Annotated in this window: 26 protein-coding genes; 16 read left to right on the top strand and 10 right to left on the bottom strand. The window is 57.9% G+C overall.

The window, feature by feature from the left end; translation table 11 throughout:
- The first annotated feature begins 37 nt into the window (after positions 1-37).
- The 10 genes from HMPREF9371_RS01920 (at position 38) to HMPREF9371_RS01870 (ending at position 10108) form a co-directional block, all read left to right on the top strand.
- Positions 38-718, top strand: coding sequence for an epoxyqueuosine reductase QueH (locus HMPREF9371_RS01920; protein WP_009118147.1), 681 nt, complete (start codon positions 38-40; stop codon positions 716-718).
- 180 nt (positions 719-898) lie between these two features.
- Positions 899-1216 (top strand): DUF2322 family protein, encoded by a 318-nt coding sequence (locus HMPREF9371_RS01915; RefSeq protein WP_040659950.1) that lies wholly within the window; start codon positions 899-901, stop codon positions 1214-1216.
- Between the two features lie 139 nt (positions 1217-1355).
- Positions 1356-2108, top strand: coding sequence for a gamma-glutamyl-gamma-aminobutyrate hydrolase family protein (locus HMPREF9371_RS01910; RefSeq protein ID WP_009118145.1), 753 nt, complete (start codon positions 1356-1358; stop codon positions 2106-2108).
- 124 nt (positions 2109-2232) lie between these two features.
- Positions 2233-2607 carry a hypothetical protein gene (locus tag HMPREF9371_RS01905; RefSeq protein ID WP_009118144.1) on the top strand — a complete coding sequence of 125 codons (375 nt, stop codon included), beginning with the start codon at positions 2233-2235 and terminating at the stop codon, positions 2605-2607.
- 176 nt (positions 2608-2783) lie between these two features.
- A complete protein-coding gene (locus HMPREF9371_RS01900; protein WP_040659948.1) occupies positions 2784-4124 on the top strand; it encodes a glutamine synthetase family protein in 1341 nt (446 codons plus the stop codon).
- A 78-nt stretch (positions 4125-4202) separates the two neighbouring features.
- The gene (locus HMPREF9371_RS01895) at positions 4203-5045 is read left to right on the top strand and encodes a DMT family transporter (RefSeq protein WP_009118142.1); all 843 of its coding nucleotides are present in this window, start codon (positions 4203-4205) and stop codon (positions 5043-5045) included.
- A 183-nt stretch (positions 5046-5228) separates the two neighbouring features.
- Positions 5229-6638, top strand: a complete 1410-nt coding sequence (locus HMPREF9371_RS01890; protein ID WP_009118141.1) for an aspartate aminotransferase family protein — start codon at positions 5229-5231, stop codon at positions 6636-6638.
- A 210-nt stretch (positions 6639-6848) separates the two neighbouring features.
- On the top strand, positions 6849-9026 hold the full coding sequence (locus tag HMPREF9371_RS01880; protein WP_009118139.1) for an autotransporter domain-containing protein: 2178 nt from the start codon (positions 6849-6851) through the stop codon (positions 9024-9026).
- A gap of 292 nt (positions 9027-9318) precedes the next feature.
- The gene (locus HMPREF9371_RS01875; RefSeq protein ID WP_009118137.1) at positions 9319-9675 is read left to right on the top strand and encodes a hypothetical protein; all 357 of its coding nucleotides are present in this window, start codon (positions 9319-9321) and stop codon (positions 9673-9675) included.
- 7 nt (positions 9676-9682) lie between these two features.
- Positions 9683-10108: a protein YgfX gene (locus HMPREF9371_RS01870; protein WP_009118136.1), complete on the top strand. Its 426-nt coding sequence runs from the start codon at positions 9683-9685 to the stop codon at positions 10106-10108.
- A gap of 102 nt (positions 10109-10210) precedes the next feature.
- Here the strand turns inward: HMPREF9371_RS01870 and waaF are convergent, their stop codons facing one another.
- The 4 genes from waaF to HMPREF9371_RS01850 all read right to left on the bottom strand — a co-directional run bounded on the left by waaF (position 10211) and on the right by HMPREF9371_RS01850 (position 12934).
- A complete protein-coding gene (gene waaF, locus HMPREF9371_RS01865; protein WP_009118135.1) occupies positions 10211-11230 on the bottom strand; it encodes a lipopolysaccharide heptosyltransferase II in 1020 nt (339 codons plus the stop codon).
- Positions 11231-11307: 77 nt separating this feature from the next.
- Positions 11308-11553, bottom strand: a complete 246-nt coding sequence (locus tag HMPREF9371_RS01860; protein ID WP_009118134.1) for a GlsB/YeaQ/YmgE family stress response membrane protein — start codon at positions 11551-11553, stop codon at positions 11308-11310.
- A gap of 76 nt (positions 11554-11629) precedes the next feature.
- Positions 11630-12700 (bottom strand): 3-isopropylmalate dehydrogenase, encoded by a 1071-nt coding sequence (leuB, locus tag HMPREF9371_RS01855; protein WP_009118133.1) that lies wholly within the window; start codon positions 12698-12700, stop codon positions 11630-11632.
- A 45-nt stretch (positions 12701-12745) separates the two neighbouring features.
- Positions 12746-12934 carry a zinc-finger domain-containing protein gene (locus tag HMPREF9371_RS01850; protein ID WP_009118132.1) on the bottom strand — a complete coding sequence of 63 codons (189 nt, stop codon included), beginning with the start codon at positions 12932-12934 and terminating at the stop codon, positions 12746-12748.
- 192 nt (positions 12935-13126) lie between these two features.
- On the opposite strand from HMPREF9371_RS01850, the gene HMPREF9371_RS01845 reads away from it, so the two are divergent.
- The 6 genes from HMPREF9371_RS01845 to pyrF all read left to right on the top strand — a co-directional run bounded on the left by HMPREF9371_RS01845 (position 13127) and on the right by pyrF (position 17021).
- Positions 13127-13444, top strand: coding sequence for a LapA family protein (locus HMPREF9371_RS01845; protein WP_009118130.1), 318 nt, complete (start codon positions 13127-13129; stop codon positions 13442-13444).
- A gap of 6 nt (positions 13445-13450) precedes the next feature.
- A complete protein-coding gene (lapB, locus tag HMPREF9371_RS01840) occupies positions 13451-14626 on the top strand; it encodes a lipopolysaccharide assembly protein LapB (protein WP_009118129.1) in 1176 nt (391 codons plus the stop codon).
- A 185-nt stretch (positions 14627-14811) separates the two neighbouring features.
- Positions 14812-15306, top strand: coding sequence for a DMP19 family protein (locus HMPREF9371_RS01835; protein ID WP_009118128.1), 495 nt, complete (start codon positions 14812-14814; stop codon positions 15304-15306).
- Positions 15307-15325: 19 nt separating this feature from the next.
- Entirely contained in the window at positions 15326-16024 is a 699-nt protein-coding gene (locus HMPREF9371_RS01830; RefSeq protein WP_009118127.1) for a VIT1/CCC1 transporter family protein, read from the top strand.
- A gap of 67 nt (positions 16025-16091) precedes the next feature.
- Positions 16092-16223 (top strand): lipoprotein signal peptidase, encoded by a 132-nt coding sequence (locus HMPREF9371_RS13000; protein WP_083813952.1) that lies wholly within the window; start codon positions 16092-16094, stop codon positions 16221-16223.
- Between the two features lie 63 nt (positions 16224-16286).
- Positions 16287-17021, top strand: coding sequence for an orotidine-5'-phosphate decarboxylase (gene pyrF, locus HMPREF9371_RS01825; RefSeq protein ID WP_009118126.1), 735 nt, complete (start codon positions 16287-16289; stop codon positions 17019-17021).
- A 96-nt stretch (positions 17022-17117) separates the two neighbouring features.
- On the opposite strand, the gene HMPREF9371_RS11300 is transcribed toward pyrF, so the two are convergent.
- From HMPREF9371_RS11300 to HMPREF9371_RS01800, 6 genes are all read right to left on the bottom strand, one after another.
- On the bottom strand, positions 17118-17264 hold the full coding sequence (locus HMPREF9371_RS11300) for a FeoB-associated Cys-rich membrane protein (RefSeq protein WP_009118125.1): 147 nt from the start codon (positions 17262-17264) through the stop codon (positions 17118-17120).
- The gene (feoB, locus tag HMPREF9371_RS01820) at positions 17264-19126 is read right to left on the bottom strand and encodes a ferrous iron transport protein B (protein WP_009118124.1); all 1863 of its coding nucleotides are present in this window, start codon (positions 19124-19126) and stop codon (positions 17264-17266) included. The genes HMPREF9371_RS11300 and feoB overlap by 1 nt, the downstream gene beginning before the upstream one ends.
- Before the next feature lie 81 nt (positions 19127-19207).
- Positions 19208-19474, bottom strand: coding sequence for a FeoA family protein (locus tag HMPREF9371_RS01815; protein WP_009118123.1), 267 nt, complete (start codon positions 19472-19474; stop codon positions 19208-19210).
- A gap of 345 nt (positions 19475-19819) precedes the next feature.
- A complete protein-coding gene (gene dsbD / locus HMPREF9371_RS01810; protein ID WP_050797900.1) occupies positions 19820-21619 on the bottom strand; it encodes a protein-disulfide reductase DsbD in 1800 nt (599 codons plus the stop codon).
- Between the two features lie 263 nt (positions 21620-21882).
- Positions 21883-22356 carry a hypothetical protein gene (locus HMPREF9371_RS12390; RefSeq protein ID WP_009118120.1) on the bottom strand — a complete coding sequence of 158 codons (474 nt, stop codon included), beginning with the start codon at positions 22354-22356 and terminating at the stop codon, positions 21883-21885.
- A 304-nt stretch (positions 22357-22660) separates the two neighbouring features.
- Positions 22661-22861, bottom strand: a complete 201-nt coding sequence (locus HMPREF9371_RS01800) for a hypothetical protein (RefSeq protein ID WP_009118118.1) — start codon at positions 22859-22861, stop codon at positions 22661-22663.
- Between the last annotated feature and the right edge of the window lie 342 nt (positions 22862-23203).

The raw sequence follows: 23203 nt of genomic DNA, 5'->3' as shown, positions 1-23203 counted from the left end.
TAGCCTGTTGTCCACTCTATACTTCTTTACACACATCATGAGCCAAGACAAACCGAACACCACCCCCATCGAGCGCCCGGTGCTCACCCCGCCCGGCGGCGAAAAGAAAGTGCTGCTGCATTCCTGTTGTGCCCCCTGCAGCGGGGAAGTGATGGAAGCCATGCTCGCTTCGGGCATCGATTTCACCATCTACTTTTACAACCCCAATATCCACCCCAAAAAAGAATACGAAATCCGCAAAAACGAAAACATCGCCTTTGCCGAAAAGCACGGCATTCCCTTTATCGACGCCGATTACGATGTGGACAACTGGTTCGAGCGGGCACGCGGCATGGAGATGGACCCCGAACGCGGCCGCCGCTGCACCATGTGTTTCGACATGCGCTTCGAACGCACCGCGCTGTATGCCCATGAGCACGGCTTTCCGGTAATCACCAGTTCGCTGGGCATTTCGCGCTGGAAAAACATGAACCAAATCAACGAATGCGGCGTGCGTGCGGCCGAAAAATACCCCGGCCTCACCTATTGGGAATACAACTGGCGCAAAGGCGGCGGCAGCGCGCGCATGATCGAAATCAGCAAACGCGAGCATTTCTACCAGCAGGAATACTGCGGCTGCGCCTATTCTCTGCGCGATACCAACCACCACCGCAAATCACAGGGCAGGGCGCCGATTAAAATCGGCGTGAAATACTACGGTGATGAAGAAGAAGTCTAACCGCCTCTCGGCCAGCCTTTTCAGGTAGCCTGCCGCCATATTCCTGCACGCTGTAACGGTTTCCGCTGCTGGGTAATGGCGGCGGCTTTGCTATGGTGCTTGGCTGCCTTGCTTTTCCCCCTTGCGCAGCAGCGTCGGCATCCCGCCCGTTTGACTGCCGCCCTTTCCGAAAGACCTGCCATGAATTTTCAAGACCACCTCGCCACTTTTCCCGACATCGTCCACCTAGCCGGCTTGGACATCGAAGACGCCGCCGGCCATACCGTGCACCATATCCCCGCCGTGGAAGGCAAACTCGGTTCGCTCAAACTGTATTACGCCCTCTGCCAGCGTTTCAACGGCCGCTTGGATGCCGAAGCCGCCGCGCAGGGCCTGCTCTGGTTTGCCGAGCACACCGCTGATGCACAGGCCCATCCGGGCAAGCATCCGAACGTAGATTTTCTGCAAACCGTTGCTGCAGAGCACCAAGTCTTTCGCCTCAAGCCCTTAAGCAAATAAATGCTCAGAAAGCGGCTCAAAAATCTTTCAGGTAGCCCGTATGCCCCGATATACGGGCACTTGCCAATTTTTCTGCCGCATGGGATAGTAGCGCCCGCCTGATAAAAACCATGCCAAAATCGACAAAGGAGCCTGTTTCATGACCCGTCCCGTTATCGGCATTCCGGCCGACATCAAATACCAGGGGCAATGGCCGTTCCATTCGGTCGGCGACAAATATGTGCACGCCGTGCAAACCGCGGTGGGCGACGTGATGATTCTGCCCGCCTTGGGCGACCAAAGCGTATTGGCCCGTTTCCTGCCGCTGCTGGACGGCCTGTTTCTTACCGGTTCGCTGTCCAACGTCGAGCCGCACCACTACGGCGAGCCGCCCGCCCGGGAAGGTACCCTGCACGACCCCGCCCGCGATGCCACCACGCTGCCGCTGATTCAAACCGTGATCGACATGGGCATGCCCTTGTTCGGCGTGTGCCGCGGTTTTCAGGAAATCAACGTCGCCTTCGGCGGCACCCTGCACCAGCATATTCAGGAACTGCCGGGCAAGATGGACCACCGCGAGCCGCCCGAAGGCGACATCCCCACCCTCTATGCCGACGCCCACGAGGCCCATTTGCAGGCCGACAGCCTGCTCAAGCAATGGCTGAGCGGCGCCGACACCATCACCATCAATTCCCTGCACCAACAGGGCATCAAAGATTTGGGCCGCGGCCTCACCGTAGAAGCGCTGGCACCCGACGGCATCGTGGAAGCCTTCCGCATCGATGCCGCCCGCCATTTCGGCTATGCCGTGCAATGGCACCCCGAATGGTTGTTCAACGAAAAACCGGCCTCCGTTGCCCTCTTCAAGGCTTTCAAAGAAGCCTGCGAAGCCTACCGGGCAGGCAAATCCTGAACACAGGCTACCTGAAAACCATCGGCAACACGGTTTCAGGTAGCCTGATTTGCAACAGCGTGTGTGAAGTCTTTGCCGACATCCGTTCGGCAGCTGTTTTCGGTACCATTTGAAGGAGAATACGATGTCTTACCTCAAATCCATGGTTTTACTGAGCGCCAGCCTGGCCTTGTCCGCCCCTGCCATCGCCGCCGCCGACGGGCAGAGCGATCCTTACGAATGCCAACCGAGGCAGATACAAAAAGACGAGCGCTTCCCGTTCAGTGTTGATGCGCAAGATGGCATGTGGGCCGTGATGATCCAAGGCGACATCCGTGTGCGGCTCTACAAAGGCAATGACGACATCACCCAACGTATGGAGTCGCGTTTGGACGGCGATACCGGCCAAGCCAGTCTGTTTTTGGAACTGCACGGTGCGCGAAAGAATGACCGCGGACGCTATTTGATTGAAATCGAACAGGGCGGCCGGGGCAGCATCTGCGTGGCCGCCCCCGGCTAAGCGGCTTACTGCCTATCATGAGCCGGCTGCGGAAACCATCCGTTAAACCTGCCCGCAAACACCCGATTCAGGCTGCCTGAAAGCCGGTTTCTCCTTCAGGTAGCCTGTTAATGCAGCCTTTAGCTGCACCCATTCCAACGACAAACGAAACCACCAGAAACGAGGATGACCCCATTATGCTAAACCCAGATATCGAACAGTGGCTGAAAGACAATCACATCACCGAAGTGGAATGTATTCTGCCCGACATCACCGGCGTGGCCCGCGGCAAGATTATTCCCAAAGACAAATTCTTGTCGGAGCCGGAAATGCGCCTGCCCGAAGTGGTGCTGATCCAAACCGTTACCGGCGATTTCCCCAGCGACGACATGCTGGATCTGACCGACCCCGATATGGAACTGCGCCCCGACCCCAGCACCATCCGTCACGTGCCCTGGGCGCAAGACCCCACCGCCAGCCTGATTTTCGACTGTTTCACCCCCGAAGGCCTGCCGGTGGAAACTTCGCCGCGCAATGTGCTGCGCCGCGTGCTCAAGCTGTATGAAAACATCGGCCTGGCGCCGGTGATTGCGCCGGAAATGGAGTTTTATCTGGTGGCGCAAAACCCCGACCCCGACATTCCCCTGGTGCCGCCCATCGGCCGCACCGGCCGCAAAGAGTTCGGCCGCCGCTCCTACGCCATTGACGCGGTCAACGAATTCGATCCCCTGTTTGAAGAAATCTACGATTACTGCGACAAGCAGAATTTGGAAGTGGACACCCTGATTCACGAGCTGGGCCCGGCGCAGATGGAAATCAATTTCCTGCACGGCAACGCCATGGATTTGTGCGACCAAGTATTTCTCTTCAAGCGCACCGTGCGCGAGGCGGCCTTCCACCACAATATGTACGCCACCTTCATGGCCAAACCCTTGGAAGGCGAGCCGGGCAGCGCCATGCACGTGCACCAAAGCCTGACCCACATCGAAAGCGGCAAAAACGCCTTCAGCAACCCGGAAGACGGTTCGCCGTCCGAGCTGTTTTTCCACTTCATCGGCGGCCTGCAAAAATACCTGCCCGAAACCATGCCGATTTTTGCGCCGTATGTGAACTCTTTCCGCCGCCTCACCCGCTACACCGCCGCTCCCACCAATGTGGAGTGGGGCTACGACAACCGCACCGTAGGTTTGCGCGTGCCGCGCTCCTCGCCGCAAGGCCGCCGCGTGGAAAACCGCCTGCCCGGCGTGGACGTTAATCCCTATCTGGCGGTGGCCTGTTCGCTGGCCTGCGGCTATTTGGGCATCAAGGAAAAACTGCAGCCCAGCGCGCCGAATTTCTCCAACGCCTACGAGCTGCCTTACCAATTCCCCACCACGGTGGAAGAATCCATCGAGCGCCTGCGCACTTGCGAGCCGATTCACGAGGTATTGGGCAAACGTTTTGTGGAAATGTACATCGGCTTGAAAGAGAAAGAAGTGGCCGAATACTTCCGCGTCATCAGCCCGTGGGAGCGCAAATACCTGCTGCTGCACGTTTAAGTGTCAAAATAAACGGCTTTCAGGTAGCCTTTCAGGCTACCTGAAACGGCAGGCGCAAACCGAACGGAAAGTTTTGTGATGCAGTTGAAAACCTACGCCCCTTTGCTGTTTCTGGCTTTCTGGAGCATTGGCGCCATCGCCACCAAGGTCGGTCTGCAATATGCCGATGTCTGGTCGTTCTTGCTGTTGCGGATGGCCGTGGCGCTGGCCTTGCTCGGTTTGGCCATCGCCTGGCTGCGCCCGCCGCTGAAAGTGGCAGCCGGCCAATGGCCGTGGCTCTTGCTGTGCGGGTTTTTGATCCAAGTGATGTACATCAGCTGCTATTTTCTGAGCATCCGCCATCATCTTTCGCCGGGCTTGGTGACGATAGTATTGGCTTTGCAGCCGCTGGCCACCGCGCTTTTGCTGCGCGATGTCCGCAGTTTAACCGGTATGCTCTGCTTGGTTGCCGGCTTCGCCGGCGTGGTGCTGGCCGTGTACGGCGCCAAGGATTTGGGCAGCGTCAACGGCTTGGGGCTGCTGTTTGCGGTGGCGGCCATGCTCTCGTTCAGCCTCGGTTCGATGGTGCAGAAACGGCTCGACGGCCACCTGCTGCCGCTGACCGCTTTGCAATACGCCCTTGCCTTGCCGGTGTACTTGCTGGCAGTATGGCATCAAGGCTGGCAAGTGCAATGGAGCTGGCCTTTTGTCGGCGCTTTGGCTTGGATGGGCGGCTTGGTGTCGGTGGGGGCGCTGCTGCTGTTTTTCTATATGCTGTCGCAGGGCGCGGTGAGCCGGGTGAATGCCGTGTTGTATTTGGTGCCGGTGTGTACCTTGCTGCTGGATTATTGGGTGTTCGGCACACCCATCGGCATCTTGACCGTTGGCGGCATGTTGTTGGTGGTCGGTTCGGTGTGGCTGCTGCGCCGCAGTATTGAGTGAAGCCTCCCGGTTGACGGTGGCGGATGTCGGCCCGAACCCCATCGTCATGATTTAAAGGAAATCGTAAACCGGTTTTCGAGCCGCCTTTTCCGAACCGGACAGCCATTGGCTATAATATTTCCATTCGGGCAATATGATCCCGATTATTTTGTTGATAACCTTTATTTTTCAAAGGAGTAAAGCATGAGTAAACAAGACTACAGCCGCCAAGACGGCAAACACCACCTCCACCCCTTCTCCGACAACGCCGCTCTGGCACGCGAAGGCGTGCGCGTGATGGTGAAGGCCAAAGGCATTTATGTGTATGACGACGAGGGCAACGAAATCCTCGACGGCATGGCCGGCCTGTGGTGCGTGAACATCGGCTACGGCCGCAAAGAGCTGGCCAAAGTGGCCAAAAAACAGATGAAGGAGCTGCCGTTCTACAACACCTTCTTCAAAACCACCCACCCCGCAGTAGTGGAGTTGTCTGCCACCATCACCGACATCGCGCCGTCCGGCTTCAACCACGTGTTCTACACCGGTTCCGGCTCCGAATCGGTGGACACCATGATGCGCATGGTGCGCCACTACTGGGCGTCGGTGGGCAAGCCGCAGAAAAAAGTGATCATCGGCCGTTGGAACGGCTACCACGGCTCCACCATCGGCGGCGCCAGCCTAGGCGGCATGAAAGGCATGCACAGCCAAGGCGATTTGCCGATTCCGAACGTGGTGCATATTGAGCAGCCTTGGTACTACGGCTTGGCCAAAGACGGCGAAAGCCCGGAAGAGTTCGGCCTGCGCGCCGCCAATTGGCTGGAAGAGAAAATCGAAGAAATCGGCGCCGACAAGATTGCCGCCTTCGTCGGCGAGCCGATTCAGGGTGCCGGCGGCGTAATCATCCCGCCGAAAACCTACTGGCCGCGCATTGAAGAAATCTGCCGCAAACACGACATTCTTTTGGTGGCCGACGAAGTGATCTGCGGTTTCGGCCGCACAGGCAACTGGTTCGGCCATGAAACCATGGGCTTCAAACCGGATATCTTCACCACTGCCAAAGGTCTGTCTTCCGGCTACCTGCCCATCGGCGCGGTGCTGGTGAACGACAAAGTGGCCGAAGGCCTGAAAGCCGGCGGCGAGTTCAACCACGGCTTTACCTACTCCGGCCACCCCGTGGCGGCCGCCGTGGCCAAGAAAAACCTGGAAATCCTGCAAGACGAAGGCATTGTCGATCAGGTGAAAAACGAAACCGGCCCGTACATGAAAAAACGCTGGGAAGAAACCTTCAGCCAATTCAAATACGTGGATGACATCCGTAGCGAAGGTTTGATTTGCGGCTTCACTTTGGTGAAAGACAAAGCTAGGCGCGAGCTGTTCCCCAATACCGGTGAAACCGGCCTGATGTGCCGCGACATTTTCTTCAAAAACAACCTCATCATGCGCGCCTGCGGCGACCATATGGTGGCCGCGCCCCCCTTGGTGATGACCAAAAAAGAAATCGACAAAATGCTGGCCGTTGCCGAACAGTGCATGCGCGAGTTTGAGCAAATGATGGACAAGAAACTGGCCAAAGAAGAAAAAGCCGGAAAAAAAGAAGAAAAATCTGATCAATAAGCCGATTAAGCGGTGAATCGGGCTATCTGAAAACGGGCGGGCAGGTTTCTGCCAAGCGAAAGCCTTTTCAGGTAGCCTTTCTTAAACATCGAATTGCTGCATAGGCTGAAAATAGCCAGCCTGAAAAGCACAAGCAGGAGCCGGAAGGGGCGCCGGATTCTGCCTGCCTTAACCGCCCCCAACGCAACCCACTCATCAACAGGAGAAATCATGAAAATGAAATGGATGGCCCTGATGTTGGCCGCCTACACCCCCTTGGCCCTGGCGCAGGAGGTGGTGATTTTCGGCGACAGCTTAAGCGATGTCGGCCAAAAAGGCTGGGCCGACCATCCCACCAACCTCCACTTAAAAGCCAGCTACCTGAAAGCCGACGGCAGCGAAAACCTGCTCTACGGCGAGCATGTGGCGCAAGCCTTGGGCGGCAATCCGAAAGCGGCCTTCCCGCTGGATGCGGCTGCCGCGCCCGGCACCAACTACGCCCACAGCGGCGGCGTGGTGGTGGGTACCAATGCATCGGGCAGCAATCTGCCAGATTCCAATCAGCGCGTTGCCATCGACACCCAGATCGATGCCTACCTCGCCTCCGGCAAAGTGAACGCCAATAATCTGCACATCCTCTGGGGTGGCGGCAACGACATGGCCGCCATTTTGACCGATGCGGCCGACAAGCTCGCCAATCCGGCTGAAGCCCAGGCCTTGGTGCTACAACGCACCGCCGAAGCCGCCGCCACTTCCGGCGCCCAATGGCAGCGATTGCGTGCGGCCGGCGTCGATTTGGTAGTGGCGCCGGATGTGCCGAATGTGCTCTACACTCCGGAAATACAAGATCAATACACGGCCGCATTCAAAACCACGCTGAGTCAGCAGGTGTACGATACCTTGGCCTCCAGCATTTGGACGGCATGGGGCGCACCTCGGGTAAAACGCGACATAGAATCGAAAATTTCCGCTGCTTATAACAAACGGCTCAAAGAGGCTAATCTCAGTGGGCAAAACAACCTAGAGGATTTCAAGCAAGCCCGCTTGGCAATATTGGAGCAGGTAGCGGACGATTTTTGGGCGGCGGAATCCGTGTATCCCGTATATGCCTCGTATGGCACTTACGGCGAAATGCTGGCAGCCCAAGGCTACACTCCCGAAAGCTTTAAAGACCAGCTAACCGGAAAATATGTCGAATTTGGCGCGGCCGCCACCCAAGCCACAGACTTACTCAACGCGCAAACCACCCAAGCCCTCAACCAGCAAGGCGGCAATGTGGTGCGTTTGGCGGTGAACCAGCTGTTTACCGATATGTTGAGCGACCCGGCCAAATACGGTTTCAGCAACACCTTGGGCCGCGCCTGCAACCAAGCCACGGCTTCGGTATTGTGCGGCGAAGGCTTGAGCAGCGCCAATACACAGGCTGCCAATGCCAATCCCGACAACCTGCTGTTTGCCGACAGCTTCCACCCCGGCCCCAAAGCCCACCGCATCATGGCCGACTACCTGCTCAGCACCTTGCGTGCGCCGGTGGACATGGGCGGCTTGAGCGAGACCGCCCGCCAAAACGGCGAAGCGGCTTGGGATTTCGTGCGCGAAGACAGCAACCGCCTGCGCGGCGTGCAGACCGGACGGACGCTGGATGCCGTGGCTGCCTACCAGCACAGCAGCAACGACGCGGGCGGCCATACCGTGTATGCCGGCGGCAAAGCCCGTCTGAATCCGAATTGGCAGCTGGGCGTGGTCTTCAGCCGGCAAGAGCAAGACCGTCAATTCGGCCACACCCGCATCAATGCCAAAACCAACAGCCTCACCTCCACCCTGCGTTACGATGCCCCGCAATGGTGGTTGGGCGGTATGGTGCAGCTCAACGACAGCGATTACCAAACCCGCCGCAGCATCCGTTTGGGGCAGGCCGATCTCACGCAAACCGGTGAAACCGGCGGCACCAGCTTCGGCGCCGGCGTATTCGGCGGTTACGAATGGCAATGGGGCCAGACCAAAGTGGCGGCCTTGGGCGATTTGATGCTGCTCAGCGGCAAAGTCAAAGGCTTCGGGGAGCGTGACGGCGGCGCCACCCAAATGCAGTTCGGCAAGCAAAGCTATACCTCGGTGCGCAGCGGTTTGGGCGGGCAAGCGGCCCACCGCATGGGCGATTGGCAGCCTTATGCCAATCTGCGCTGGGTGCGGGATTGGAAAAACCATCAGGATCCCATAGAAGCCGGCATGAACGGCAGCCGTTTCAGCCTGGCCGCCCCGCAGGCCGACCGCAGCTGGCTCAGTACCCGCTTGGGCGTGCAATGGCAGCCGCAAAACTCCCCATGGCGCGCTTTCGGCCAATTGGGGCGTGATTTCGGCCGCGACGGCGGCGGCACCTCCGTCCAACTGGGCGTGGGCGCACGCTTCTAAGCTATCGGGGCCGATGCCCGCCAACGGCTGCTCCCATGTGGGGCAGCCGTTTTTTGTTTTCAGGTAGCCTCAGGCTATAATCCGTTTCTTTTACAACCTGACACCTTTGCAAAACCCCCATCTGCGGCGCATTTCTGCGTTGTGTGCTGTTCGCTCACTTGCCTATCTTCATGATATGCCTGTCCCACGAGATGCGTTCACGCTCACTGTGCTGCTACGCCTTGAACTGCATGCACATCTGAAGGTTTTTCAAAGGTCTCAGCCCGATTTTGTTTGAATAAGGAAAAACAATATGTATTTTGTTGACCGCAGCGCGGTGGTGGTGAAGCCGACCGAGGCTTTTTTAAACTGGCTCAAAAGCACCTCCGACGAATTGCCCGATTTGACGCTTTCGCAGCTGCGCAGCAATTGCAGCGTGTATTTGGTGCCGCAGGCCGAGACGCCGGAAGAGAGTGCCGGTTATTTCGGCGAGCGCTGGAAAGAAATCTTCAGCGGCGAGTTGGCGTCTTGGGAAGTGCCGCAAGCCGAATGGCCGACGTTGTCGCCGGAGAACTTTGCCCGCTTCTTCGATTTGGAGTTTCACGATATGGTGATGGATACCGATGAGGAGGAATTGCTGGTCAGCCCTCTGGTGGACACCATGATGTGAGCGCGGCATGCAAGCGTTTCAGCTAGCCTTGCGCCCCTCGCGCCGCCTGTTTTGGCTGAAGGCGGCGGCGTTTTTGTGGCTGCTGGCTTTGTCTGCCGTCTATTTCTCCGGTGCTTGGCGGTGGGGCGGCATGGCCGCTGCGGCTGTTTTGGCCGGCTACGCTTTGCGTGCGCCGCGCCGGCGGGTGGAAGGGGTGGCTGTGGACCGGCAGGGGCGGGCGGCGCTGTATCTGCAGCCGCAAGGATTGTGGGCCGAAGCGCAGCTGCACGAAGGCTGGGTGACGCCGTGGCTGGTGCTGCTGCAATGGCGGTGCGACGGCCGGCGCATCGATATGGCGGTATTGCCGGACATGACCGATGCCGACAGCTGGCGCCGCTTGCGGGTGTGGGCGCGTTGGGGGCGGCCGCGGGAATCGCAGGAAAAAGAAGTGTGAATCGCGGCCTTGCCGGCTGCTGGAGGTGTATCGGCATGCTTGGAAAGCCACAGGCTACCTGAAAACGTTTCAGGTAGCCTGTGGTCTGCATGGCCGCTGATTTTAAACCGGCCGGCGCACGTTTTCGGCGGCCTCATACACCCGCTGTGGATCCAATTGTTGGAGGCAGTGGGTGTGGCCGAGCGGGCATTCGCGCTTGAAGCAGGGGCTGCAGTCTAAGTTTAGGCTCACCACGGCGGCGCGGGGGCTGAGGGGCGGGGTGTGTTCGGGGCTGGAGGAGCCGTATACTGCGGCCAGCGGCCGGCCGAGCGCGGCGGCCAAATGCATGAGGCCGCTGTCGTTGCACACCACCAGATCGGCCAAGGAGAGCAGGTCGATGGCTTCGGCCAGGCTGGTGCGGCCGCACAAATTGGTGCACAGGCTACCTGAAAGGCGGTTGATTTCGTCGGCAACGGCCTGGTCTTTGGCCGAGCCGAACAGCCAGATTTGATAACCTTCCGCCGCATAACGGCGGGCCAATTCGGCAAAATGCGCCGCCGGCCAGCGTTTGGCCGGGCCGTATTCGGCGCCGGGGCAGAAAGCGGCAATCGGGTGGGCGGTGTTCAGCCCGTGCGCCTGTAGGGCGGCTTGTCGGCCGGCGGGCGTGATGTTGAGCTGCGGGGTGTCGGAATGGCCGTTGAAATCGGCTTGGCAGGGGTGGGCGAGGGCGGTGTAGCGGTCTACCATCAGGGGCAGGGCGGCTTTGTCGAGTTTGCGGATGTCGTTGAGCAGGGGATAGCGGCTCTCGCCCACATAACCCGTGCGCAGGGGAATGCCGCTGGCGCGGGCAATCAGGGCGGATTTGAAGGAACCGGGCAACACAATCACTTGGTCGTAACCCTGCCGGCCCAAGGTTTTGCCCAAACGCCAACGCTCGCGCAGGCGCAAGGCGCCGTGGCCGAAGGGGTTTTCCTGCACGCGGCGGATTTCCGGCATGCGTTCGAAAACGGCCATCGACCATTTGGGCGCCAGTACATCGATGGTGCAGCCGGGATGGAGTTGGTGCAGGCGGCGGTAGAGCGGCTGCGTCATCACGCAGTCGCCGATCCAAGAGGGGGTGATGATGAGGATATGGCGGGACATGGCGGCCGGTAAACAGAGGAGGCAAAGGCGTCAGGCTACCTGAAAGGGTTTCAGGTAGCCTGACGGTTTAGGCGCGTTTACTTGCTTTTGATTTTGGTATAGGCAAACAGCAACACCACGGCCATGATGACGGAAGCGAAGAAGCCGGCGCTTTCGTCGGGCGCGTACCAGCCCAGCTGCTGGCCGACAAAGGCCGCGCCTACCGAGCCGAGAATGCCCAAAACCGTGGTGGCGATAAAACCGAAGTTTTCTTTGCCCGGATGCAGAAACTTGGCCAACACGCCGATCAGGAAGCCGATGATGATCGACCAAATAATGCCCATAAGCTTTTCCTTTTCTTAAATGAATGTGCGGAGCAGCCTAATTAAGGGCGGCTCCGCAAAATTCAAGGGCGTTTGTTTACAGTGCGGCCAAAACGGCGTCGCCCATTTCCGAGCAGGACACCAGGCGGCAGCCTTCTTCGAAGATGTCGCCGGTGCGGTAGCCCTGCTCCAGCACTTTCCGTACCGCCTGCTCCACTTGGGCGGCGCGCGCTTCGTCGTTCAAGCTATAACGCAGCAGCATGGCCAGGGAAAGAACGGTGGCCAGTGGGTTGGCTTTGTTTTGGCCGGCGATGTCGGGCGCGGAGCCGTGCGAAGGCTCGTAAAGGCCTTTGCCGGTTTCGTTGAGCGAGGCCGAGGGCAGCATGCCGATGGAGCCGGTGAGCATGGAGGCTTGGTCGCTGAGGATGTCTCCGAAAATATTGCCGGTGGCGATCACGTCAAACTGCTTGGGCGCACGCACCAGCTGCATGGCGGCGTTGTCCACATACATATGGGAGAGGGTAACGTCCGGGTAGTCTCGGCCCACCTCGGTGAAAATCTCTTTCCACAGCTCGGTGGTTTCCAACACATTGGCTTTGTCCACCGAACACAGTTTTTTGTTGCGTTTTTGCGCCGCTTCAAAAGAAACTTTGGCGATGCGGCGGATTTCGGCTTCGCTGTAGCGCATGGTGTTGAAGCCTTCGCGCTCGCCGTTTTCCAGCGTGCGGATGCCGCGCGGTTCGCCGAAGTAGATGTCGCCGGTCAGTTCGCGCACGATCAGGATATCCAAGCCCGCTACCACTTCGGGCTTGAGGGTGGAGGCGTTGGCCAGCTCTTTGTAGAGCACGGCGGGGCGCAGGTTGGCAAACAGGTTCAAATCTTTGCGGATGGCCAACAGGCCGCGCTCGGGGCGCAGCGGGCGGTCCAGACTATCGTATTGCGGGCCGCCCACGGCGCCGAGCAGCACAGCATCGGCGGCACGGCACAGCTTTTGGGTGAATTCGGGGTAGGGGTGGCCGTATTCGTCGTAGGCAGCGCCGCCCAAGGGGGCGTAGTCGTAACGGGCGTCCAGGCCGTCGGCAATCAGTTTGTCGAGCACGCGCACGGCTTGGGCGATGATTTCGGGGCCGATGCCGTCGCCGGGCAAAATGGCGATGTGTCGGGTCATGGGCAAACTCCTTTGTGGGTTGGCTTGAGATCGGCGAAAGGCAGCTTAATGGTGGCCTTTGATTTCGCCGTCCAATTGATAGACCGTGCCGCAGTAGGGACATTCGATGCTGCTGTTGGATTCGATCGGCAGGAATACGCGTGGGTGGCCGTTCCAGGGTTGGCCGGTGGGGCCGCTGCAATGCAGGGGCAGATCGTGCGGGGTGAGGATGACGGGTTCGCTTTGCGGATTCATGGCGTGTCCTTATGTCAGGGTGTGGTTTGGCACAGGCTGAAAATAAGCGGCGGATTATACCGCCTGCTATGGGCGGCGGGTAGTCTTTCGGCTCACCTAGGCAGGCGGAGGCGGGCTACCTGAAAACCGCCAAATCGTTTACACTTCGGCGTTTTCCAGACTAGCTTTATCCGCACGGGAAGGGACGGACTCATGAAACTGATTGCCTTGCTTGTTAAGATACTGATTCTGCTGTTTTTCATTGTATTGGCCGTATTCAACACCCACAGCGTGCCGTTCAGCTGGCTGCCGGGCAGCCAAATTACGCTGCCGCTGATTGTGCTGTTGCTGGCGTTTTTCGTCATCGGCGCTCTGTTTGGCGTGTTGGCCATGTTCGGCCGTCTGCTGACCTTGCGAAATGAAAACAACCGCCTGCGCGCGGAGGTGAAGAAAAACGCCCGCGTGGCCCGCGAAGAAATCACACCGCCTGCGGTGCCGGCGGCAAGCGCGCACCCGGTGGTGAAGGAATAAGCGCCCATGGACGGCAATATCTGGTGGTGGCTGACGCCGATTATCCTGCTGCCCGTTTTCTTCGCCATGGGCTGGTTTGCGGCGCGGGTGGACATGAAAGCGGTGTTGAAGCAGGCCAAATCGGTGCCGGCCGGCTTTTACGCCGGCTTGGATGCCTTGGTGGACCGCAATACCGGCAAGGCCGCCCGCAATCTGGCCGAGGCCATCGAGGCGAGGCCGGGGGCGGATTCTTACGAAATGAGTCTGACTTTGGGCAAGCTCTACCGCCAGCGCGGCGAAAACGACAAAGCCATCCAGCTGCACCAGTCTTTGCTCGATATGCCCGACACCGTGGGCGAAAAGCGCGAGCAGGTCTTGTTCGAACTCGGCCAAAACTACCAAAGCGCCGGCTTGGTGGACCGCGCCGAGCAGATTTTCATCGGCCTGCGGGAAGGCAATATGGCCAAGCAGGCGCATCAGGTATTGCTCAATATTTACCAGCAGGACCGCGACTGGGAAGAAGCCATCCGTACCGCCCAGCTGCTCAGCCACGACGAGCAGACCTATCAGTTTGAAATCGCGCAGTTTTACTGCGAGTTGGCGCAAGCGGCGCTGTTCAAATCCGATTTCGAAGAGGCGCGCGGCCATGTGGCCAATGCCCTGAATGCCAATAAGAAATGTACCCGCGCCAATATGATTTTGGGCGACATCGAGCAGAAACAGGGCAACTACGCCGCCGCCGTGGCCGCTTACAGCGCCATCGAAAAACAAAACCACGCTTATCTGAGCATGGTGGGCGAGCGTCTGTATGACGCCTACGAAGCGCAGGGCAAGGCCGAGGAAGGGCTGGCGGTGCTCACGGGCTACCTGAAAACCTTCCCCCAACTCGATTTGATCAATGTGGTGTACGAAAAAGCCCTGCTGCTGCACGGCGAAGACCAAGCCGCCGCGCTGGCGGTGGAACTGGTGCGCCAGAAGCCCGATTTGGGCGGCGTTTACCGTCTGCTCGGCCTCACCCTCTCCGGTCTCACCCCCAGCTGGCGGGCGGATGCCGACATGATGCGCGGCGTGGTTGGCCGCCAGCTGCAAAAAGCCGTGATGTACCGTTGCCGCCACTGCCATTTCAAATCGCAGGTGTTTTTCTGGCACTGCCCCGCCTGCAACAAATGGGAAACCTTTACCCCCAATAAAATCGAAGTCTGACCGCCCCCCAGGCTGAGACCTTTGCAAAACCCTCAGATGTGGATGCAGTTCAAGGCGTAGCAGCGCAGCGAGTGCAGACATATCATCTAGATAGGCAAGCGAGCGAGCAGCGCACAACGCGGAAATGCGCCGCAGATGGGGGTTTTGCAAAGGTCTCAGGCTACCTGAACCGATTTGGCCCCCTTATGAACACACCCCTGAACTCCAAACAACTCTACCATCTGCTCGATTATTCTCTGCTGCGTCTGGCCGAACTCGACGAGCAGACCGCAGCCGCCTACAACGATGCCGAAAACACTTTATTGGCCTATCTGTTTATGGACCAGCACATGGAAGCCGGCGGTTTGGTTTACCTGATTGCGGCCGGTAACGGCGGCTATGTGTTGGACAACCCGCTGGCCGACAGCCTGCGCCGCTGGGGCATCAAAACCACGCCCAAAATTTTGGATAAAGCGCGGACGCTGTATCAAAAGCACGGTGCGGAAATCGAGCGCTTGGCCGAAGCGGGCGAAGACCTGGACAGCCTGCGCCGCCGCTTCAACGATTTTGAAGAGCTGGATGCCGAGTATTACGAAATCTGCGAAGACGATTTTCCCCTGGTGAGCGCCTATGTGCGCGCCCATCCGCAAGATTTCCCCGCTTTGCTGGCCGAAAGCGCCGCCGCCAAACAGGCTACCTGAAAACCGAAAGGGGAGCGTCGTGAGCCGCAGCCACCATGCCGAACCGCATTACAGCAGCCGCAACAGCTGGCTGCGCGCGGTGGTGCTGGGCGCCAACGACGGTTTGATTTCCACCGCCAGCCTGCTCATGGGCGTGGCCGCCGCCGCGCCCGACAGCCGCTTTCTGCTCTTGTCGGGCATTGCCGCCTGGGTGGGCGGCGCGGTGTCGATGTCGGCCGGAGAATATGTTTCCGTGTCCAGCCAGGCCGATACCGAACGGGCCGACCTGCAACAGGAAGCCCGCGAACTGGCGCAAAATCCGCAAGCCGAACTGGCCGAATTGGCCGCCATCTACCGCAGCCGCGGCCTGGATGAAAAACTGGCCTTTCAGGTAGCCCAAGCACTCACCAAACACAATGCTTTGGACGCCCACGCCCGCGATGAAATCGGCCTCAGCGATGCGGCGCAGGCCAAACCGCTGCAGGCGGCTTGGACTTCGGCGCTGGCTTTTTCCGCCGGCGCCTTGCCGCCGCTGCTGGTCGTGGCGGGCATGCCGGAAAGTGGGCGTCTGCCTGCGCTGGCAGCGGCCACCTTGCTCGGTTTGGGTATATTGGGCGCGGTGTCGGCCAGATTGGGCGGCGCGCCTGCGTGGCCGGCGGTGCGGCGCATCACGGGATGGGGCGTGGCGGCTTTGGCGCTGAGTGCCATGGTCGGCAAACTGGCCGGCGTGGCTGTATGAATGGTTGCCCGGGCCCCAAACAGAGCAAAGCCGTTTGCGCTCACTGAGACCTTAGCAACACCCTCATCTGCGGCGCATTTCCGCGTTGTGTGCTGCTCGCTCGCTTGCCTATCTATATGATATGTCTGCACTCGCTGCGCTGCTACGCCTTGAACTGCATCCACATCTGGGGGTTTTGCTAAGGTCTCAGGCTACCTGAAAGCAAACGGCCTTTTATTGAATACCTTATTCATTCCGCTTCCATAGATTAGGAGAACCGAAGATGAACCCCCTGCTTACCGACTATCCGCTTTCCTCTGCTCGCACGCCGGTGATTGTGGCGTTGGATTTCGCCAACGAGGCCGATACGCTGGCCTTTGTGCGCCGTCTCAGCCCCGATCTGTGCCAGCTGAAAATCGGCAAGGAGCTGTTTACCGCCACCGGCCGCCGCCTGGCCGAACAGCTGATTCAGCAGGGCTTCAAACTGTTTCTCGATCTGAAATACCACGACATCCCCAACACCGTGGCGCAGGCCTGCAAGGTGGCGGCGGAAATGGGCGTGTGGATGGTGGACATGCACGCTTCGGGCGGCCGCCGCATGATGGAGGCTGCCGCCGAAGCAGTGGCCAATTATGCAAACAAACCGCTCTTGATCGGCGTCACTGTACTCACCAGCATGGAAGCGGCCGATTTGGCCGAGCTGGGCTGGCCGCTGCCGGTTGAGGAGTGCGTGCTGCGGTGGGCCGGCTTGGCGCAGCAATCGGGTTTGGACGGCGTGGTCTGCTCCGCCCACGAAGCGGCTGCCTTGCGCCAAAGCTTGGGCGGCGATTTCGTGTTGGTGACGCCCGGTATCCGTTTGGACACCGCGGCCAAGCAAGACGACCAGCGCCGCATCATGACCCCGCAACAGGCGCTGGCCGCCGGCTCCAGCTATTTGGTGATGGGCCGCCCGATCACCCGCGCCGCCGATCCGCTGGCGGTGTTGCAGGAAATCAACCGTCAGGCCGCCGGCCAATAAGGTTTGACACCAATAGAACAGCCCTGCTGCCAAAAGGCATCGGGGTTGTTTTTATAGGCGTCTCAGGCTACCTGAAAACAGAAATCCATCTATTCTCTAATGACAGCCGCCTTTGCGGCCGCCGCAGCGGTCGCAGCCGCCGCAAGCCGAATTGCCGCCCGATTTCGGTTTGAAAACAAACTTGCGGAGCAGGTAGCCCGCGCTCAGCAGCACGATGATGCCGACAATAATCATTTGTTCCATCAGACTAACCTCGAAGTTATTTGATACACCACAAAAGCCGCGGCATAAGCCAGTGCAAACAGATAAGCGGTAATCAGCAAGGTATGCTTGGCCGATTTGGTTTCCCGCTTGATCACTGCCAGCGTGGCCATGCACATCGGGGCATACACATACCAAGCCAGGAAAGCAAAGGCCGTGGGCAGGCCCCAGCCGCCGGATACCACCGGAATCAGGGCGTTCTGCACCGCTTCTTCCGAATCGGCTCCCACCGCGTACACGGTGCCCAGCGCCGCCACCACCACTTCACGAGCCGCCAGGCCGGGAATCATGGCAATGCACATTTCCCAAGTAAAGCCCAAGGGCGCGAACAAGGGTTGGATCAAATGGCCGAGTTGGCCGGCAAAGCTGTGGTCGATGGCGGCACCTGTTGCCCCCTCCGGCGGGGCGGGGAAACTCACCAACACCCACAACACCACGCTGATGGCGAAAATCACCGTACCGGCGCGTTTCAGGAAGGCAGAAACGCGCTCCCACAAGCTGGTCACAATGTGTTTGAAATTGGGCATACGGAAGGTAGGCAGCTCCATCAGCAGCGGAAACTGCTGCACTTTGCCGCGGCGGGTGGCCAGCAGCTTCATCACATAGGCCACCAAGCCGGCTGACAGAATCGCCACCGCATACAGGCCGAACAGCGTCAGCCCCTGCAGATTGAAGACTCCCCACACGGTTTGCTGCGGAATCACGGCCGCAATAATCAGCGCATACACCGGCAGGCGGGCCGAGCAGGTGAGCATGGGTGCGATGGCGATGGTTACCAGCCGTTCGCGCGGATCATGAATGGTGCGCGCCGACATCACCGCCGGCACCGCGCAGGCAAAACTCGATAACAGCGGGATGAAAGAGCGGCCTGACAGCCCGCTTTGGGCGAGCAGATTGTCGAGTAGAAAGGCCGCACGCGGCAGGTAGCCCGAATCTTCCAACAGCAGGATGAAGGCGAACAGAATGGTGATTTGCGGCAGAAACACCAACACGCTGCCGATGCCGGCGATCACGCCGTTGACCAGCAAATCCTGCAAAATGCCCGGCGGCAGGGTGGCCGCCACCCATTCGCCCAAGGCGCCGAAGCCCTCTTCAATCCAGCCCATCAGCGGTTCCGACCACGAATACACGGCCTGAAACACCAACAGCAGCACGGCCATCAGAATCAGCATGCCCCAAAACGGATGCAGCACGATGCTGTCCAAGCGGCGGTGCCAAGCAGGCAGCTTCATTTCGCTGCGTACCACTTGCGCCAAAATGCTTTCCACTTCGGCGTACAGCGCAGCACTGTCCAGCGCTTCCAAATCGCGCGCCGCTGCGGCGGGGTCGAATGTTTGCGTGTGTTTGCGCGGCAATTTGGCCACCGCCTCGCGTACGGTCTGAATACTTTCGCGGCGCACAGCGGCGGTTTCCAATACCGGTATGCCGAGCAGCCCGCTCAGTTTGGCCGCATCAATTTCCAGACCGCGGGCGCGGGCGACGTCGCTCATGTTTAAGGAAACCGCCATCGGTATGCCCAGCGTTTTCAGCTCCAAAATCATGCGCAGCGTCATGCGCAGATTGGTGGCGTCGGCCACCGCGATGATGGCGTCGGGCACTTGGCCGTATTTGCCCAGCACCATATCGCGGGTCACGTTTTCATCCGGGCTGGTGGTGCGCAGGCTGTAGGTGCCGGGTAGGTCGATGATGTGGATGTTGCTGTCGTCGATAAAGACGCCTTCGCGTTTGTCCACCGTCACGCCGGGGTAGTTGGCCACTTTGGCATTCGAGCCAGTGAGGCCGTTGAACAGCACGGTTTTGCCGCAGTTGGGCGCACCGACCAAGACGTAATAACTGAAATCCATTTTGTGTTCCTCAGCAGGGCGGCAGGCTACCTGAAAGACAGGCTGCCGGAAAAAACGTTTTGATGAATACTTACGGCCGGCTCAGCTATCGCCGGTGCAGCACAGTATCTTCTGCGCTTCGGCCTGGCGCAGGGAAAACTGGGATTGGTTGCCCAGCCGCACCGCATAAGGTCCTTTGCCGAGCAGGCCGACGGCAATCAGGGTGAGCGGCATGCCGTTGGAAAAACCCAAATCGGCCAAACGGCGGCTGACCACGGCATCCAATTCGCCGAAAGCGGGATTGGGCGCAATGGATTCAATCCGCACCTGTGCGCCTTTGGGCACACGGGAGAGGGGCAAAACAGACATAAGGATGACCTCACAAGAGTGGGATAGAAAAGAAGAAACGTTGCCGGACAAAGGCTTCAGGCTACCTGAAAACCGGGAAGGAACGCGGCGAGCACGGCATCACCCGGGGAAACGGGCAACAAAGAGAATTATAGTGGTTCTTATTTATTCGTGAATATGATAATGGTTTCCCGCCCGATAGGCAATTTGCCGACGGGCCGGATACAGAAAAATCTGCCGCTTGTTTGCGCGAAAGCAAAATTTCAAGATGTTTTCGGACAGGCGGGCATCTTTAAGCGCAAAAAAACGGCACAAGGTTTTCCCTTGTGCCGTCAGCAGTTTTAGAGGGGTAGGGTAAGCGCAGGCTTAGTGCTGCCGTGCCCGGTACCAGCGGATGAATTCTTCGGGTGCCGCAAAGCCAATCAGGGGATCGCTGCGCCGTCCGTCCGGATACAGCACCAGCAGGCCGGGCGGGCCCACCAGACCGTATTCTTTCAGCAGCGCCTGATGCTCGGGCGTATTGGCGGTGAGGTCGATTTGGAACAGACGGTCCAAAGGTACGGCGGCCTGCACTTCGGGCTGGTTAAAGGTTTTGGCTTCCATTTCCTTGCAGCTTACACACCAATCGGCATAAAAATCCAGCAGCACCGGCCGGCCTTCGGCCAAAGCCGCGCGCATGGCGGCGGACAATTTATCCGGCTCGCTAAAGCGGTGGTGTGTCGCGCCTTCGGCAGCGGTTGTGGGCGGAAACAGGGTTAAGGCGTGATGGAGGAAAGTGGGCTGCATGCGGCCGCTTTGCACCGCAAAAAACACGCCCAAGGTCAGCAGGGCCACGCCCAAGCCGAGCGCCACCGGTTTCACGGCCGGCGCTTGCCGGCGCCAGCGGGCCAGCAGCAGGCCGCCGGGAATCACCAACAGCAGCGAATAGAGCACCGCCACCAGCGGATAAGGCAAAAACGGTGTCGCCAGATAAACGGCAACGGCCAGCAAAATCACGCCGAAGGCATATTTGATGCCGTTCATCCAGTCGCCCGCACGCGGCAGAATGTGGCCGCCGAAGGTGCCCACCAGCATCAGCGGCACACCGGTGCCCAAAGCCAGGCTGTACAAAGCCAGCCCGCCGAGTGCGGCGTCGCCGGTTTGGCCTATATAGCCCAAGGCCACCGCCAGCGGCGGCGCCACGCAGGGGCCGACAATCAGCGCCGACAGCATGCCCATAACAAACACCGACGCTGCTTTGCCGCCCGATAATTTATTGCTCTGGTTTTGGAAATAGCTTTGCAGACGGCTGGGCAGTTGAATGGTGAAGACGTCAAACATGCCCAAGGCCAGCACCACCATCAAAGCCGCTGCCGACAGCACCACCCACGGCTGTTGCAGCCACACGGTGAGCAGGGCGCCGGTGAGACCGGCCGCCACGCCGACCAAGGTATAAGTGAGGGCCAAACCCTGTACATAAATAAACGACAGCAGGAAGCCGCGTCCTTTGGAAGCGCTGCGGTCGCCGACGATGATGCCCGATACGATGGGCAGTAGCGGATACATACAGGCGGTAAAGCTCAAGCCGATGCCGAAAACAAAAAACGCCAATAAATTGGCGCCGAGCGTGTCTCGCGAAAGGGAAAACGGGCTTTTCTCCGCAGGCACGGCGGAAGGCGCCGGCGTCAGGGCAGGGCGGCTGTCGGGGGCGAAGCGTTGGCTGCCGCCGGCGGGTGCTGCGGTGTCGCCGTACACGCCTTCGCCTTGGATATCAAAAGTTTTGCTCACCGGCGGATAGCAGACGCCCACATCGGCGCAACCCTGATAGTGCAGAGTGAGGCGGTAGGCGGCGGGCGGCGTGCCCGTGTAATCCACCCGGCCTTGCGCTTGGCGGTAGAACACCGTCTGCTTGCCGAAAAACTCGTCTTCTTTTTCCTGACCGCCCTCAAAACGCGGGGCGGACAACAAGCCGGCCGGCTCGGTTTCGGCCTCGATTTTGGCCTGATACAAATAATAACCTTCGGCAATTTGGAAATTCAGCTCCAAATGGTCGGCATTGGCAAACACCGTGGGGCGGAAGGCCTGATCGGCAGGCAGCAGCTCGGAGGCATCCACCGCGTGGGCGGTGTGAAAGGCCGAACAGAGGCAAAGCAGGAACAGAAACGGTTTGAAGATTTTGGTGAACATCAGGCTACCTGAAAACGAAACGGCCGTTAAAAGCAAACGGCGGCGATTATACGGAAAACACCCCGCGCCGTGGCCGGCGGTCGGGTAAAAGCGGGCAAAAACCCCTATTTGAGCGGAGTTGCTGCTTGGACGATAAGCATACGGGTTTTCTGACACTACCGATTATCTTCACTTATTCCCGGCCTCTGTCATGAGGGAAAAGGACAGCAGGCTTTCTTGGCGCTGCCGGTACGGCGGGCCGGACGGACAGTAATGCTTAATTCTTATTCTGATGCTGTCTTCTGGCAGGAATAATCAGGATATTTCCATTTTATATAAACGGTTTGATAAGTTCTGTCTGGTTGAATTTTATCATCACCAGAAACGGAAATTGCTTCTAAATTTCGACAAAGCCTTTCATCAAATCCCAAAGTTCTAATCAAATTTATAACATCTAAATCATCCACTCCATTTTTCTTTTTACTTTTTACTTCAAGATAGACATAAGCAATATTTGCTCGGAACCCCTTTCCCGTATAAGTAACGTGATAATCATCAGATAATAATGCAGTTACTTCATTAACTACCCTCAATCTGTCGTTTTCAAAACCATCCAATTTATTCTTAAAAAGAAAACCTTGAGGGTCAATAATGTTAAATAAAACATAGGCGCTGATAAAAAATAGACATATCCTGCCCAAAAGGTTAATGAACGGCTTAAATTGATTTAATCTTTTCACTTCTATACCTATGATCATAAATTATTCTAAGATAAAATAATAAAGTATCTAATTTGTATTGTAAATATCTGATTTTTTTAAAAAAGATTATTCTGGCTGTTTCTATAATATGAAACTTGCAAGTTAATCCATAATTCTTCATTGCAATATTGATCCTTTCCCAGAGGGGCACTGCCGATAATTCCTCTTTTCCAAAAACCTCTATTTTCAGGAACAACTTTTGAAAACTCATAGCCTGACTGAGTGAGTACGGCCTTCCATTTCTCAGACGAGATACACTCAGGTAATCGGTAATCGGCAGTATAGGCAACTGTAGTTGCTCCTAATGGCTTGTATCCTGTTTCAGTACTTCTGCCCCCATATTTTCTGCTAGCCGATGAATTTCTTCTATCGCCAATGCTTTATTTCTATCTTGAAATACTTTTTCCTCCGAGTCCGGCATATCAAAATAAACACCAATAATAACCGCAATAGCACTGATTATTGAAAAAACAATAGTAAACTTCTCATTCAACTTAAACATTACTTACCTCCCCTCTCAAAACGATCAGAAACAGACTGATTGTTATAAGGCCCAAAAGTATAGTCTGATGCCTTTGCAACCCCCAGATGTGGATACAGTTCAAGGCGTAGCAGCGCAGCGAGCGTGAACGCCAGAAATCCTTGTGGGCAGACATATCATATAGATAGGCAAGCGACCAGCACACAACGCAGAAATGAGCCGTAGATGGGAGTTTTGCAAAGGTCTCAGCCTGCAATCAATTGTATTCTTGTGAAGGTATTTGTGAGGAGCTCCCTAAATAATTGAATGAAATTTAGGGGTATTGAGGAGATGAGGATATCCGCTAGATTGATCGTATTATCT

It is taken from the genome of Neisseria shayeganii 871 (assembly GCF_000226875.1).
GTDB lineage: Bacteria > Pseudomonadota > Gammaproteobacteria > Burkholderiales > Neisseriaceae > Eikenella > Eikenella shayeganii.
The sequence above is the reverse complement of the archived record's forward strand: the minus strand, read 5'-3'. Positions and strand labels throughout refer to the sequence as shown.

Excerpts from the sequence above, each read along its gene's own strand:
- HMPREF9371_RS01870 (WP_009118136.1), top strand. The coding sequence starts at position 9,683 with ATGCAAGCGTTTCAGCTAGCCTTGCGCCCCTCGCGCCGCCTGTTTTGG.
- HMPREF9371_RS11300 (WP_009118125.1), bottom strand. The coding sequence starts at position 17,264 with ATGGAACAAATGATTATTGTCGGCATCATCGTGCTGCTGAGCGCGGGC.
- HMPREF9371_RS01850 (WP_009118132.1), bottom strand. The coding sequence starts at position 12,934 with ATGAATCCGCAAAGCGAACCCGTCATCCTCACCCCGCACGATCTGCCC.
- pyrF (WP_009118126.1), top strand. The coding sequence starts at position 16,287 with ATGAACCCCCTGCTTACCGACTATCCGCTTTCCTCTGCTCGCACGCCG.
- HMPREF9371_RS01915 (WP_040659950.1), top strand. The coding sequence starts at position 899 with ATGAATTTTCAAGACCACCTCGCCACTTTTCCCGACATCGTCCACCTA.
- dsbD (WP_050797900.1), bottom strand. The coding sequence starts at position 21,619 with ATGTTCACCAAAATCTTCAAACCGTTTCTGTTCCTGCTTTGCCTCTGT.
- HMPREF9371_RS01845 (WP_009118130.1), top strand. The coding sequence starts at position 13,127 with ATGAAACTGATTGCCTTGCTTGTTAAGATACTGATTCTGCTGTTTTTC.
- HMPREF9371_RS01900 (WP_040659948.1), top strand. The coding sequence starts at position 2,784 with ATGCTAAACCCAGATATCGAACAGTGGCTGAAAGACAATCACATCACC.
- HMPREF9371_RS12390 (WP_009118120.1), bottom strand. The coding sequence starts at position 22,356 with ATGATCATAGGTATAGAAGTGAAAAGATTAAATCAATTTAAGCCGTTC.
- HMPREF9371_RS01835 (WP_009118128.1), top strand. The coding sequence starts at position 14,812 with ATGAACACACCCCTGAACTCCAAACAACTCTACCATCTGCTCGATTAT.
- HMPREF9371_RS01890 (WP_009118141.1), top strand. The coding sequence starts at position 5,229 with ATGAGTAAACAAGACTACAGCCGCCAAGACGGCAAACACCACCTCCAC.
- HMPREF9371_RS01875 (WP_009118137.1), top strand. The coding sequence starts at position 9,319 with ATGTATTTTGTTGACCGCAGCGCGGTGGTGGTGAAGCCGACCGAGGCT.
- HMPREF9371_RS01815 (WP_009118123.1), bottom strand. The coding sequence starts at position 19,474 with ATGTCTGTTTTGCCCCTCTCCCGTGTGCCCAAAGGCGCACAGGTGCGG.
- HMPREF9371_RS01920 (WP_009118147.1), top strand. The coding sequence starts at position 38 with ATGAGCCAAGACAAACCGAACACCACCCCCATCGAGCGCCCGGTGCTC.
- leuB (WP_009118133.1), bottom strand. The coding sequence starts at position 12,700 with ATGACCCGACACATCGCCATTTTGCCCGGCGACGGCATCGGCCCCGAA.
- HMPREF9371_RS01800 (WP_009118118.1), bottom strand. The coding sequence starts at position 22,861 with ATGTTTAAGTTGAATGAGAAGTTTACTATTGTTTTTTCAATAATCAGT.
- waaF (WP_009118135.1), bottom strand. The coding sequence starts at position 11,230 with ATGTCCCGCCATATCCTCATCATCACCCCCTCTTGGATCGGCGACTGC.
- HMPREF9371_RS01905 (WP_009118144.1), top strand. The coding sequence starts at position 2,233 with ATGTCTTACCTCAAATCCATGGTTTTACTGAGCGCCAGCCTGGCCTTG.
- feoB (WP_009118124.1), bottom strand. The coding sequence starts at position 19,126 with ATGGATTTCAGTTATTACGTCTTGGTCGGTGCGCCCAACTGCGGCAAA.
- lapB (WP_009118129.1), top strand. The coding sequence starts at position 13,451 with ATGGACGGCAATATCTGGTGGTGGCTGACGCCGATTATCCTGCTGCCC.
- HMPREF9371_RS01880 (WP_009118139.1), top strand. The coding sequence starts at position 6,849 with ATGAAAATGAAATGGATGGCCCTGATGTTGGCCGCCTACACCCCCTTG.
- HMPREF9371_RS01910 (WP_009118145.1), top strand. The coding sequence starts at position 1,356 with ATGACCCGTCCCGTTATCGGCATTCCGGCCGACATCAAATACCAGGGG.
- HMPREF9371_RS01860 (WP_009118134.1), bottom strand. The coding sequence starts at position 11,553 with ATGGGCATTATTTGGTCGATCATCATCGGCTTCCTGATCGGCGTGTTG.
- HMPREF9371_RS01895 (WP_009118142.1), top strand. The coding sequence starts at position 4,203 with ATGCAGTTGAAAACCTACGCCCCTTTGCTGTTTCTGGCTTTCTGGAGC.